Source organism: Candidatus Phytoplasma bonamiae (assembly GCF_030586845.1).
Taxonomy (GTDB): domain Bacteria; phylum Bacillota_I; class Bacilli_A; order Acholeplasmatales; family Acholeplasmataceae; genus Phytoplasma; species Phytoplasma bonamiae.
Genome location: NZ_JAOSIQ010000014.1, coordinates 1 through 13,586, shown reverse-complemented (window position 1 = coordinate 13,586; position 13,586 = coordinate 1). Strand labels below are relative to the sequence as shown.

Sequence of the window (13,586 nt, the reverse complement as noted above, 5' to 3'; positions counted from 1 at the left end):
AAATAGATAAATCATTTGATCGATTTTGATTATATTCTTCACTTATAATACCTTCTTGAAAAGGTTTGATATTATCATCAATATCTAATGTAAATCCATAAACTATTTCGCCTTTATGAAAATCATATTTTTTCAATTTTTGCATTTTTTTAAAATTATTGTGATTAATAGGTTTTTGTTTATCAAAGATATTTTTTAAGTTATTTTGTATATCTTCGATAATTTGGTATTTTTTTTTATTTTCTTTATTAATTATATTGTTATTAGAATCTGCATATTTAACTGATATTTTATTGTTCGAAATTAATTTTTGTTTGAAATTATAATAATAAAGTGCAAACACTATTAATATTAATGAATAAACTGATATTAATAAATAATTTTTTTTAGTTATACGGAAAATATTCATGATATTTATTTTTGCTATTTTCATTAAACCTTTTCTTCAATTATCACTTAAATACTTAAATTGTTTATTTAACTACAAATTGATGAGTCAATTTTTAAATATTATTTTACGCGATTTTATAGATACATATTTTATTATATAACAAAAATATTAATAAATATTTGTTTATACGCTTGACATAATTTTTAAAAAGTAATAAAATTAATTTAGCAGTCATGATACTTGAGTGCTGAATTATTTGATTTTCTACCAAAATAAATTATTTTAATCGGTAAATTCTTGACAAGAGGATATTTAATTAGATAAAATAATCTCAGCAATCATGATTGGTGAGTGCTAAATTTATTTTTTCGTTTTTTTGAGAATATGATTCTAAGAAAACTAACTAATTAGTTTAATAATCTAAAAAAATAAAAATTATATTAATAATTATATGAGAATAAATTTTAGTAAATTATTATTAATATAAACCCTATATAAAGATTAGAGGTATTTTTTAGTAAAGAATAGAAGATAAGCTATTATGATGATTAAAAATTATATTTTTTCAAGGATTTTAAAAATTGATTTCGAATAGAGAAAGATTGATTTTAAAAGCAATTATTGAGCATCATTCTGAACATCAACAACCTATTAGTTCTAAATTTTTATCGAATTTATCTTATTTAAATTATTCTAGTGCTACGATACGTTATGATATGGCTCAGTTAGAAAAAAAAGGTTATTTATGTAAAACTCATATATCTAGCGGAAGAATTCCTTCTTTAAAAGGATATGTGTTTTATTTTAATCATTTAATTACACGTAATCATGATGTTTTACAACAAATTTCTTTATTTGAAAATATTTTTAAAAATAAAAATGTTAATATGGAGACTATCATTAAAGAAGCGTTAACTTTATTAGGAAATATGACTCGTTATCTTGTCATTTTAGCTTTTCCTAATGCTTTAACTAATCATAAAGTAGCTAAAATTGATGTGTTTTTTTTAACTCCGGAACAAGCTATTGTTTTAATAATAACTAATCATGGTCAAGTACGTTATCAAAGTATTTTTTTAGAATCTTGTAACAGTTTTAATTTTAAAAATTTGCAGAATATTGTTTATGTTATAAATAATATATTATTCGATAAGTATTTGTTTGAAGCTATTAAAATTTTACAAGACAGAAATATTGAAAATAATTTTTGTAATGCAGATTTATTCGAGAAATTCATTAATATATTAATAGAAATTTTTTATAGCTTTAATACAAACAATTCTCATATTTATGGTATTGATAATTTAATCAATAATTTTAGTTGGGCTGATAGTAATACCATGAAAGAAATTTTACATATTTTAGATACTAATAAATTAAATGAAATGTTATTTGATGCTCATAAATGTATTTTTAAATTTAATAATCGAATACGTTGGGTATCTTGTCATAAATTCGCTATTATATCTATTCCTTGTGAAATTAAAAAATTTCCTGATCAAAAAATGTTTATTGCGGTTTTAGGTCCGATGACTATGGCTTATCCAGAAGTAATTCCGCTTTTAGAATATTTGTCTGTAAATTTTTCTCAAACTTTTTACAGTAAAAAAAATTTAATTCCTGATAATTGTGAAGAAATTTGTAAATAATTAACCATTAATAAATTATTATTCGGCAGTAAAAATTAAATTTGGTGAATAAGGAGTTTAATTTAAAAATTTATGCATTTCGAAGAACATTCCAAAAAAAATTCTAATAATTATAAAAACAAAAATAAAAATATAGATGACAATAATTGTTCTTGTCAAAAAGAAGAAAATGTTCAATTAAATAAAATTCCTTCTGACGGTGTATCTTCTGATCAGCATATATCTTCGGATATTCATGCAACCAATAAAGAAACTTATGATTCCAATTGTAGTTATAGTGATAAAGAAAATAACGAGGATTCTAAAAAATCTACATCAAACGAAGAAAAAAATTTACAAACATTACAACAAAAAGTAAATTCTTTAAAAATAGAAAATTTTAATCTTAAGAAAGATTTGCAAGAAGCAAATCAACAAAGAACTAATGATAATTTAAAATATCTAGCTGATTTTGATAATTTTAAAAAGCGTATTGCTATTCAAACAAATAGAGAAATCAAATATGCTCTAACAGATTTTATTAAAAATATTTTGGTGCCTTTAGAGCAATTTGAAAAAGTTTTAGAAATGCCTAATGTAAATGAATCTGTTAAATCTTTTTTATTAGGTTTCAAAATGATTCATAAACAAATTAAAGAGATTTTACAAAAGGAGGGTGTTAAAGAGATTAAAGCTTTAGGTGTTAATTTTGATCCGAATTTCCATTATGCTTTAGAAAAAATATCAGATCCAAAACAACCTAATGGTATTAATATTTCAGTGTTACAAAAAGGTTTTTTATATAAAGATTTAGTTATAAGACCAGCTATGGTAAAAGTAAATGAATGGAGTGATAAAAAAAATGACTAAAAAAAATACAAATTTAAGTCCAATTATTGGAATAGATTTAGGTACTACAAATTCTTGTGTCGCTTGTATGGAAAATGGCCAACCAAAAGTAATTACTAATTCTGAAGGTGATAGAACTACACCTTCTGTTGTGGCTTTTAAGGGAGACGAAATTATTGTTGGTAAAGCAGCAAAACGCCAAATGGTAACTAACCCTAATACTATTCTTTCGATTAAAAGAGAAATGGGTAAAAAAGATTATTATAAAGAATATAATGGCAAAAAATATACTCCTCAAGAGATTAGTGCTATTATTTTGCAAAATTTAAAAAAACAAGCTGAAGATTATTTAGGAACACAAGTAAAAGAAGCTGTTATTACTGTTCCTGCTTATTTTAATGATGCTCAAAGACAAGCTACTAAAGATGCTGGAAAAATTGCTGGTTTAGAAGTGAAAAGAATTATCAATGAGCCTACAGCAGCAGCTTTATCTTATGGATTAGATAAGAATACTCAAAAAGAACAAAATATTTTAGTATTCGACTTAGGTGGAGGCACTTTTGATGTTTCTATTTTAAATATTGCAGAAGGTAATTTTCAAGTTTTAGCTACTGCAGGTGATAATGTATTAGGTGGTGATAATTTTGATGATGCTATTGTAGAGTTTTTAATTAAAATTTTCCGTGAAGAAAACGGAATTGATTTGAAACGAAATAAAGATTTAACTGTTTTGCAACGTTTAAGAGAAGCTGCTGAAATGGCTAAAAAAGAATTAAGTAATGTTGTATCTACGGTTATATCCCTTCCTTTTATCACTATGTCTGCTAACCAAACACCTTTGCATTTAGAATACAATCTAACTAGAACTAAATTCAATGAAATAACTAAAAATTTAGTAGATCGTTGTGTTACTCCTTTAAGACAAGTTTTAAAGGATGCTAAATTACAAGTATCACAAATTGATCAAGTTATTTTGGTGGGCGGTTCTACAAGAATTCCTGCTATTCAAGAATTAGTTACTAGAGAATTAGGTAATAAACAATTGAATAAAAGTGTTAATCCTGATGAAGCTGTCGCTTTAGGAGCGGCTATTCAGGGAGGAATTTTAAGAGGCGACGTTCAAGATATTGTTTTATTAGATGTAACTCCTTTATCTTTAGGAATTGAAACTTTAGGTGGCATATTTACTAAATTAATTGAACGTAATACTACTATACCGACATCAAAATCTCAAATTTTTTCTACTGCGGTAGCTAATCAATCTTCTGTCGATATTAATGTGTTGCAAGGAGAAAGAGCATTAGCAAAAGACAATCAATTATTAGGTAGTTTTCAATTAACAGGTATTCCTCCTGCTCCTAAAGGCATTCCTCAAATCGAAGTTACTTTTGATATTGATGTAAATGGTATTGTTTCGGTCTCTGCTAAAGATTTAGGTACTAATCGCAAACATAGTATTACTGTTTCAGGTGGTAGTGGCTTAAGTGAAGAAGAAATTCAAAAAATGATAAAAGATGCTGAAAAAAATGCAGAAACAGATAAACTTCAAAAAGAACGCATTGTATTGCGTAATAATGCTGATAATTTTATTTTTCAAACACGTCAAACTTTAGAATCTTTAAAAGATTCAATTGAAGAGCAAGAAAAAAATGATATTGAAACTAAAATTCAAGATTTAGAACAAGTTCTAAAAGGCGATGATTATGATTCTATTAAAGAAAAATTAAGTATTTTAGAAAAAGCTTCTCAACAACTCGCTGTAAAAGCTTATCAAAAAGCACAACAACAAACCAATAAAGAAAATCAAAATCAAAATACTACTGAAAACACTGCTAAGACAGAAGATAAAGTAGTAGATGCTGAGTTTGAAGATAAAAAATAATAATATCCACAATTAATAACAAATTTAATAAAAAGCCAAAAAAAGATCTTAATAACTTTTTTTGGTTTATTTATTAATTTTTATTTATTGGATTACATCGAGGAGTTTTATTTTGAAACAAAAAAAAGACTATTACGAAGTTTTAGGATTATCACGCGATGCTAATTTGGATGATATCAAACGAGCTTATCGAAGTCTTGCTAAAAAATATCATCCTGATCGTTGTAAAGAAGATAATGCTGAATCTAAATTTAAAGAAATACAAGAAGCTTTTGAAGTATTGAGTGATAGCAATAAACGAGCTCAATATGATCAAATGGGTCATAGTTTTAATAATCAAGGTTTTAATAGCGATTTCCAAGGTTTTCAAAGTGCTAATTTTGATGAATTTGAAGATATTTTTTCAAGTTTTTTTGGTCGTAGAAAAAGTAACCGTCAAACTTCCAAAGGTGAAGATCATAATATAAAATTAACTATTAGTTTTATGGAAGCCGTTTTAGGTACTCAAAAATTAATTGAATTTTACATTAAAGAAAATTGTGAAAGATGCAATGGCACAGGAGCTAAAACTAAAAATGATATTAGAGTGTGTCATGTTTGCAAAGGGGCTGGTTATATTTCTTATACTCAACAAGGTTGGTTTGTAAGTGTTTCGAAACAAGTTTGTCCTGAGTGTGGTGGTCGAAAAAAAATTATTTTAAATAAATGTGTCTTTTGTAAAGGTGTGGGTTTAGTAAAAAGCAAACATAAAGTAACCTTAAATATACCTGCTGGGGTCGAAAGCGGTATGACATTAAAATCTCCAAACCAAGGACATCAAGGGCCTTTAGGAACTCCTAATGGCGATTTATATGTGGATATTGAGGTTCAACCTCATAATATTTTTCAACGTAAAGGTAATGATATTTTGTCTTCGGTATTAATTAATTTTTATCAAGCAGCTTTAGGTACAATTATTAATGTTGATACTGTTCATGGTGATGTTAAATTAAAAGTTCCTGCTGGTACACAAACCGATACTAAATTTAGATTGAAAAATAAAGGTGTCCCTTATGTTAATTCTCCTTCTAGTATAGGCGATCATTATGTTATTATTAAAATTTATACACCGCAAAATTTATCAAGTACTCAAAAAAAACTTTTTCAACAATTAGAAGAATTGGATAAATTAAATCAAAAATCTAAAAATAATTCATCTTGGTTTCATTTTTGAATTGCTCAAATAAGTAAAATTATTCCTAAGTTGAAAAAAATTATTCAAAAAATTATTAAATATATTTGGAGATTATAAAAGATAGTTATAATTTTATTATTTAATTAATAATTGCTAAATTAATATTATATTAACATTCTCGAGCGCCAAAGAAGCCTAAATTTCATTCTATCTAACCAATAGCCAGGGCCGATAAACCCTGAAAGGATATGGTCGGTTTATCAGACGAAAGAATGATAGATTATAGCAGACCATAAAAGCGGGTTGCGACGAAAGCAAATTAGTCAAGAAGACGCCGCCACCAAATAATTCCATGGAGAAGCCTGCAATGGCCTAAGAAGGAAAATGGATGTAATCGCGAAACCTGTTTTTAAGTTGCTTTATACCTAAACAGTTCAGAGTCTACCAATACATAACTTCGGTATTGGGTAGTTTATCACCTAACCAACCTGGAATCTTACCATTTATTAGAATGGTCAATTCCCCCTAAAGAATTAAGATAGAAATTTAGCGTAACTTGGAGAATCCTAAGACTAAGTAATTCAATTTACCAATCAGGAAATCAAAGCCCTGATAGTTAAGGATAAAGAATCTGTTTAGTAGTCGTAAGAGTAAATCTAGTTTTGGAATAAGCTAGCTAATCGTCTTACCAAGAAGAGAGTTAACCACTCTTATAGGGCGAAAGCAGAAAGTAATTTATTGTTTATTCATGGAGACCATATAGACAAAAGATCTATGAAGTGTTAGTATCGCAACTTCTTCGGATAATTAGTTTGTAATTTTAAATCTTATTAGCATTATTTAAAAAAGATTAAAATCCATTTAAAAAGAGCAAAAAGAATAAATTGAATTCCTAAAATTTTAAAAATAAAATATCTTAGATTTTAGGTTTGAGATTCTTTTGTTTGTTTTATTAAAGATTTAATCGATAAAATAATATACCATCATTATATATTTTGTGTAATGATGGTAATTTTGTTTATTTATTATTATATTTAATAATTTTATATTGGTTTTAGATATAATGATGAATAAAAGATATTATTTTTTATTTAATTTTAGATTAACAAGAGAAAGAATTTGGAATTTATTATGATTTTAGTTAAATATCCACTATTATCTGTTTATAAACCTTATTTTTACTATGCTTTGGAAGAGTATATTTTGAATAATTTTTTAAAATATGATGATGAAATTTATTTTTTTTTCTGGACTATGCAAGGAGTAGTGATTGGTCGTAATCAGATTATTGAAAATGAAATTAATTTAGACTTTATCAAAAAAAATAAAATTGAAATTTTTCGTAGACCGAGTGGTGGTGGTTGTGTTTATAATGATTTTAATACGCCAATTTTTAGTTTTATTTTTAGAAATAAATCTTTAGATTTTAATTTTAAAAAATATTTAAAACTTATTATTCAAGCATTTCATAATTTAGGAATACCTTTATATTTTGGTGGTCGTAATGATATTTTATTCAAAGGTAAAAAGGTTTCTGGTAATGCTTTTTGGAGAAATAAAAATGGTATTGTTATGCATGGAACTTTGCTTTATCAATGTGATATAGATACAATGATACGCTGTATTACTCCAAATAATCAAAAATTAATTTCCAAAGGTATTGATAGCGTTCGTTCACGAGTACTGAATTTAAAAGATTATTTGCCTGATATGACAAAAGAAATATTAGTTAATTATTTAGAAAAATTTTTAAAAAAACAAGAATTAAATTTAACTAAACAAGATTTAGTTATTGTTAATAAATTAGCTCTGAAATATAATTCTTTTAAATGGTTATTTAATCATCCTATGTATTCGAAACATTTGCAACATCGTTTTGAATGGGGTGAAATAAAAGTTTTTTTAGAATTAGAAAATGGTTATATTAAAAACATGCAATTATGTGGTGATTTTTTTCATATTTTAGAAAATTTAGAAAAATTTTGTAGTTTTTTTGAAAATGTTTTATTTCAAATAGAAGATATTAAAAAAGTTTTGCAAAAAGTTAATATTAATGATTATATTTTGAATGCTTCAAATGAAGATTTTTTGTTCTTATTAAGACAAGGCTTAATCGATAATATAAAATAATCATAAATATTTTTTTATAAAAGGATTAAAAAAATATTTATCAGAAGTTCTTTGCCACATATAACTATTAATTATCATTTTTTTTGTTTATCCTTATTAATAAAAATGTATAATATAGGAAAGGTATATTTTAAAGGTTCATTATGAAGATTTTTTCATTAAAAAAAGTAATTATTAGCGCTTTATTATTAACAATTTCTTTCTTTATTGAATTTGTATTTACTAAATTTTTTTTTCAAGATTGCCATGAATCTTTAATAAAATTAGAGTTATTACCTATAGTTTTAATAGGGTTTTTATTTGGTTTTAAATTTAGTGTATGTGCTAATTTTGTGTATGTTATAATCCATACTGCGTTAGAATGGTCTATTATTAATGCGTTTAGTTTAAATCAAACCAAATATTTGAAATTATTATTTGTAATATTTTTTTTTATTTTACCATATATGGCTTATTCTTTATCTGGTTTATTTTATCGGAAAAAATCTCCATATTTAATGAAAAAAAATATTATAACAAGTTTATTATTCATTTCTTTGGTTCAAATTATTTCTTATATTTGTTGCCTTTATAGTTTTTATTATTATTCTTATGATTCTTTGTTTTTTATATTTGAATCGGATTCTTGGATCATAAATCAATTACATTCTGTTTTATCTATATATTGGATTTTTTTTATTTATATTAATATTACGATTTTTTTAACTAATGTGATTATTGGATGTATTTTATTATTTTTAAAACCTATTATTAACGAAAATACTGAATTTAATTTATAAATAAATTTTAATTACTTTAATATTTTAGAGAAATTTATTAACAATTTGTAAATAATCTAATCTAGGGCAATAATTATAAGGAATTTGCCATAATTCATTAATAAAAGTTTGATAATCAATGCTTTGGGATGAATATTTTTTTATAAAATTAATTAAAAAAGATATAGGTAGATAAAAATATTGGTTATAACGTTTGAAGTGAATAATTAAAAACGCTATTCCCTTCAATTCATGTATCCTTTGTAAACAAATTATTTGATGATTTGGAATATTTTTTAAAGGAAATTTATTTAAATTGTTAGTTTCTTTGGCATCGAAAGATAAATATTTACCTTTATAAATGCCTTGATAATCTGGTAAAGATTTTAAACGATAATAAGCTTCTATAATTTTAGTTTTGTTTCTTTGTGCATATTCTACTTTAACTACTTGTATGGGAATTTCATTTTTATTAATAAAAGCAATGTGATTTTCTTGATAAAATTTATTGGTTAAATTAATATCTTGTTCTAATTGTTTGCCTAAATTACTTTTTTTATTATAATTTGAATTTTGATTATTAATTTTAGCTGGATATTTCATATTTTATTTATCTGATAACTTTCTAAATAAATAGAAAAAATTGATATTAATTGTTTTAAGGCTATAATAAATAGTGATTAACCAAATTCAAGTGGTTTCAAAAATAATTAACATCATATTAAACTTATTTATTTTTATTTCGCAAATATAATATTTATATTATAAACTTTAATTAATAATGATAAAAAAAATAATAAAACTAATCGGTAATAAATCTTTGGAAATTATTGAAATCAATGGTATTATACATTATTAATTTTTTAAGGGAGTTCTATTAACAAAAATGCAAGAAATCAATTTTTTCGCTTTAGGAGGTATAGGGGAGAATGGAAAAAATTTTTACCTCTTAAAAATCAATTCTTCTTATTTTATTTTAGATGCTGGTTTGAAATATCCTAGTGTATTAGTTAATGGTATTGATGCTATTTTGCCGGAATATCACAAATTAGAATCTATTAAAAATCAAATTAAAGGTATTTTTATTACTTCAGCTTTAGAAACTTATTCGGGAGCTCTAACTTATTTAATAAAAGAATGGTCAATTCCTATTTATGCTTCGGATTTTACTATAGAAGTAATTAAATTTAATTTAAAACAAGCAAATATAGATTTATCTTGTTTATCTTTTAATATTATAAAAGATGATATTAAAATTACTATCGATAATATCAAAATTTTTGTTTTTGGTATATCTCATTTTTTACCAGGAACTTTAGGTTTATCTTTTGAAACTTTTTCCGGAATGATTATATATATGAGTGCTATGCATATGCAACAATCTAAAAATAATTTTTTTCAAACTAATTTTACTACTTTAGTAGAATTGGCTCGTAAAAAAGTTTTAGCTTTATTATTGGTTTCTCAAGGAGCTTTGAGTTTGGTTAAACCTAAAAGGGAAGAAATTTTAGAACATCATTTGAGTAGTTTTTTTGGTAGTATAGAAAATAATATCATTGTTACTTTTTTAATTCCAGATTTATTGAAAATTCAAATGGTTATTGATTTAGCTGTACAAGCTAATTTGAAAATTATTATTTTAGGTCGTAAAAGTGAAAAAATTATTGATATTGCTTTATTAAAAAAATATTTAAAAATTCCCGAAAATACTTTAATTAATTTAAAAAATTCTAAAGATTATTTAAAATATAAGAATGTTGTTGTATTAGTGTTTGGTCGACGTTTTGAGTCTTTTTATCGTTTGCAACGAATGTGCAAAAAAACTGATCGTTTAATGAGATTGCATATAGCTGATAAAATTTTATTATTTTCTGTAGATTTACCCGGTATTGATAAAGTTCAAAATAAAACTATTGATATATTATCAAGAAACGGTTTTCAAGTAGAATTTTTAATTAAAGATTTATTTCAAAACTTATCTTATGATTATCAGGAATATTTAAAGTTATTATTATATTTGTTAAAACCAAAATTTTTTTTACCTATTTCAGGAGAATATAGACATCAATATTATGTTAAAAAAATAGCTCAAAATTTTAATTTTCCAGATAATAAAATTTTTTTAATAGAAAATGGTGATATGTGGTTTTATGATGGCGTTCATAAACCTTTAATTAAAAAAAATTTTTTTAAAAATTTAGGTGAAATTTTAATTGACGGTACGCCAGTTATAGATGGGAATAATTTTATTATCAAAGATAGGGAATTATTAGCTAATGATGGTATTTTGATTATAGCCTGCAATTTAGATCTGCGTTTGCGTAAAGTAATCGGAGATATTCAAAATATTAAGTTAGTTAGCAAAGGATTTTTAGATAAAACGAAAATAGAACCTTTAATACAACAATTAAAAGAATTATTTTTGAAAATAAGTACACAGTTTATACACACTAATAAACAAATTAAATGGAGTGATTTTAAAAATAGTTTACGAGAAGAGTTATCTAAATTTATTTTTAAAGCTACTAAAAAAAAACCTGTTATTATTCCTGTTTTAATCTCAGCGACTCGTTCAACAATGGATAAAGATTTAAATTTTACTTCAAATATTGTAATTGAAAGCAAAGGATAATTTACAAAAATGGTAGCATATGTTTCGCAACACCCTAAATTTGACATTTTATTTTATGCTTTAGGTGGATTAGGTGAAGTAGGTAAAAATATGTATGTGGTCGAAATTCAAGGTAAAATTTTCATCATGGATTCGGGCATGTCTTTTTCTGAAGATTCTTTTTTAGGTATTAATTATATAATCCCTAGTTATGAATATTTAATTAAAAATGAACATAAAATTGAATGTCTTTTAATTACTCATGGTCATGAAGATCATATCGGTAGCATTCCTTTTTTATTGCGTAAAGTCAAAATACCCAAGATTTTAGTAACTGGTATTGCTTATGATTTAATTGAATTTAAATTAATAGAGCATAAATTACAAAAATATATGCATATTTTGGAAAAATACGAAGAAGAATCTGAATTAGTTTTCGGACAAGTTACAATTTCTTTTGTACGCTTAAATCATTCAATACCTGATAATTTTGGTATTGTTTTTCAATATAATAAAAATGTTATTTTTTATACTGGTGATTTTAAAATTGATCATACTCCCGAAGGGCCTTTAGCAGATTATGCTAAATTAGCTGATTTAGGTAAAAAAGGAGTTTTATGTTTGTTATCAGACTCTACTAATGCTCAACAAAAAGGTTTTATAGAATCTGAAAATAAAATCGGAGATACTATTAATAATTTGTTTTATCAAATTAAAGGTAGAATTGTTATTGTTACTTTTGCTTCTAATTATTATCGAATTAGACAAATTATTCAAGCTAGTGTTTTAACCAAAAGAAAAGTAGCTGTTTTTGGACGAAGTATGGAAAAAGCAATTGAAGTTGGAGCTAAAAATGGTTATTTAAAGGTTCCTAAAGAATTTTTAGCAAATAGCAACAATATTAATGCTAATGATGAAGATATTACTTTATTATGTACTGGTTCTCAAGGAGAACCCTTAGCCGCTTTAAGTCGTATGGCAAATGGCACTCATCGACAAATTAAATTAAATCATAAAGATACAGTGATTTTTTCATCTTCTCCGATCCCCGGAAATCAAGATAGTGTTAATAAAGTTTTAGATTTGTTGTATAAAATGGAAGTTAATGTAATTTTGCATGGTTTTTTAGTAGATACTCATGCTTCTGGACATGCTAGTCAAAATGATTTAAAATTAATGTTAAATTTAATAAAACCCCGTTTTTTGGTGCCGGTTCATGGGGAATATGTTATGTTAATGGCTCATAAAAAGTTAGCTATTGAATGCGGTATGCCTTCTGATAATGTTTTTATTTTAGATAATGGTGATGTGTTAGGATTAAGTGCTGAAAAAGCTGAGCTGATTGGAAAAATACCTTATGATGATATTTATATTGACGATTCTGGTTTAGAAAATTTGAGTAATTCTATAATTAAAGAAAGAAAAATTTTAAACGAAGAAGGTTTGTTATCTATTATTGTTAGTATGGATTGGAAGAATAAAAAAATTATTAATCATCCTATGGTTGTATCTCGAGGATTCATTTATATGAAAGGTAGTGGTGATTTTATTCAAAAAATATCTAATGATATTAAATATATGATTCAAAAGTTATTATCTTCTGAAACGGTTAATGAAAGTTATTTAATAAAAGCTATTATTAATTTTATTACTCCGCGTATTTATGAAGCTACTTTGCGTAATCCTTTAATTTTACCTATCATTGTGCCTATTTAAAATTTTTTAGTTTAGAAAGAGGGTTTGTTGTGGATTTTATGGATTTCACTAAATTATTTGATAATAATATATACAATAATTATTCTATTAGTGATTTAATTTGCATAGTAAATGTAAGATATAATAAAGATAAAAATTCAATAATTTCGAAAGAATGGTATACTGTTTATCCAAAAATAATTATCAATTCTGATGTTAAAATTTTTTCAGAACTAATTTTATTTTTTGAACATATTGATAACGATAATCCCGAATTTTTTTTACAACCGGATCAAAAAATCCAAATTATAAATGGGAATTTATTCATTAATAAAGATATATCAACAGAAAAAGGTATTTTGTTGATTGAGAAATTTATTCATGTAAGTGAATAGTTGATCAGGATATTAAAATACTTAAATATTTATTTTAAATAATAAAATAATATTATAAAGAAAAAAGGAGATC

At 24.5% G+C, this 13,586-nt stretch carries 10 protein-coding genes and 1 pseudogene; 9 read left to right on the top strand and 2 right to left on the bottom strand.

Annotated features, from left to right (window positions below; all coding sequences use genetic code 11):
• Window positions 1-433, bottom strand: a pseudogene (locus tag OC701_RS01665) (serine protease); the annotation flags it as partial.
• A 539-nt stretch (window positions 434-972) separates the two neighbouring features.
• On the opposite strand from OC701_RS01665, the gene hrcA reads away from it, so the two are divergent.
• From hrcA to OC701_RS01635, 6 genes are all read left to right on the top strand, one after another.
• Window positions 973-2,040, top strand: a complete 1,068-nt coding sequence (hrcA, locus tag OC701_RS01660) for a heat-inducible transcriptional repressor HrcA (protein WP_304514370.1) — start codon at window positions 973-975, stop codon at window positions 2,038-2,040.
• A 72-nt stretch (window positions 2,041-2,112) separates the two neighbouring features.
• On the top strand, window positions 2,113-2,889 hold the full coding sequence (locus OC701_RS01655; RefSeq protein WP_304514369.1) for a nucleotide exchange factor GrpE: 777 nt from the start codon (window positions 2,113-2,115) through the stop codon (window positions 2,887-2,889).
• Window positions 2,882-4,750 (top strand): molecular chaperone DnaK, encoded by a 1,869-nt coding sequence (dnaK, locus tag OC701_RS01650; protein ID WP_304514368.1) that lies wholly within the window; start codon window positions 2,882-2,884, stop codon window positions 4,748-4,750. Before OC701_RS01655 ends, dnaK begins: the two co-directional genes overlap by 8 nt.
• A 112-nt stretch (window positions 4,751-4,862) precedes the next feature.
• The gene (dnaJ, locus tag OC701_RS01645) at window positions 4,863-5,963 is read left to right on the top strand and encodes a molecular chaperone DnaJ (protein WP_304514367.1); all 1,101 of its coding nucleotides are present in this window, start codon (window positions 4,863-4,865) and stop codon (window positions 5,961-5,963) included.
• Window positions 5,964-7,055: 1,092 nt separating this feature from the next.
• Window positions 7,056-8,054 (top strand): lipoate--protein ligase, encoded by a 999-nt coding sequence (locus tag OC701_RS01640; RefSeq protein ID WP_304514366.1) that lies wholly within the window; start codon window positions 7,056-7,058, stop codon window positions 8,052-8,054.
• A gap of 143 nt (window positions 8,055-8,197) precedes the next feature.
• Window positions 8,198-8,833 (top strand): hypothetical protein, encoded by a 636-nt coding sequence (locus OC701_RS01635; RefSeq protein WP_304514365.1) that lies wholly within the window; start codon window positions 8,198-8,200, stop codon window positions 8,831-8,833.
• 24 nt (window positions 8,834-8,857) lie between these two features.
• Here OC701_RS01635 and recU read toward each other — a convergent pair whose 3' ends face one another.
• On the bottom strand, window positions 8,858-9,415 hold the full coding sequence (recU, locus tag OC701_RS01630) for a Holliday junction resolvase RecU (RefSeq protein WP_304514364.1): 558 nt from the start codon (window positions 9,413-9,415) through the stop codon (window positions 8,858-8,860).
• Window positions 9,416-9,698: 283 nt separating this feature from the next.
• Here recU and OC701_RS01625 point away from each other — a divergent pair, with 283 nt between their 5' ends.
• From OC701_RS01625 to OC701_RS01615, 3 genes are read left to right on the top strand one after another with little or no spacing between them, the layout of a single operon-like run.
• Window positions 9,699-11,444, top strand: a complete 1,746-nt coding sequence (locus tag OC701_RS01625; protein ID WP_304514363.1) for a ribonuclease J — start codon at window positions 9,699-9,701, stop codon at window positions 11,442-11,444.
• Window positions 11,445-11,453: 9 nt separating this feature from the next.
• Window positions 11,454-13,139 carry a ribonuclease J gene (locus OC701_RS01620; RefSeq protein ID WP_304514362.1) on the top strand — a complete coding sequence of 562 codons (1,686 nt, stop codon included), beginning with the start codon at window positions 11,454-11,456 and terminating at the stop codon, window positions 13,137-13,139.
• 38 nt (window positions 13,140-13,177) lie between these two features.
• Window positions 13,178-13,513 carry a hypothetical protein gene (locus tag OC701_RS01615; protein WP_304514361.1) on the top strand — a complete coding sequence of 112 codons (336 nt, stop codon included), beginning with the start codon at window positions 13,178-13,180 and terminating at the stop codon, window positions 13,511-13,513.
• The last annotated feature ends 73 nt before the right edge of the window (window positions 13,514-13,586 follow it).

Bases quoted from the DNA above. Each gene is read 5' to 3' on its own strand.
- OC701_RS01655 (WP_304514369.1), top strand. From the start codon at position 2,113: ATGCATTTCGAAGAACATTCCAAAAAAAATTCTAATAATTATAAAAAC.
- dnaK (WP_304514368.1), top strand. From the start codon at position 2,882: ATGACTAAAAAAAATACAAATTTAAGTCCAATTATTGGAATAGATTTA.
- OC701_RS01640 (WP_304514366.1), top strand. From the start codon at position 7,056: ATGATTTTAGTTAAATATCCACTATTATCTGTTTATAAACCTTATTTT.
- OC701_RS01635 (WP_304514365.1), top strand. From the start codon at position 8,198: ATGAAGATTTTTTCATTAAAAAAAGTAATTATTAGCGCTTTATTATTA.
- recU (WP_304514364.1), bottom strand. From the start codon at position 9,415: ATGAAATATCCAGCTAAAATTAATAATCAAAATTCAAATTATAATAAA.
- OC701_RS01625 (WP_304514363.1), top strand. From the start codon at position 9,699: ATGCAAGAAATCAATTTTTTCGCTTTAGGAGGTATAGGGGAGAATGGA.
- OC701_RS01620 (WP_304514362.1), top strand. From the start codon at position 11,454: ATGGTAGCATATGTTTCGCAACACCCTAAATTTGACATTTTATTTTAT.
- OC701_RS01615 (WP_304514361.1), top strand. From the start codon at position 13,178: ATGGATTTCACTAAATTATTTGATAATAATATATACAATAATTATTCT.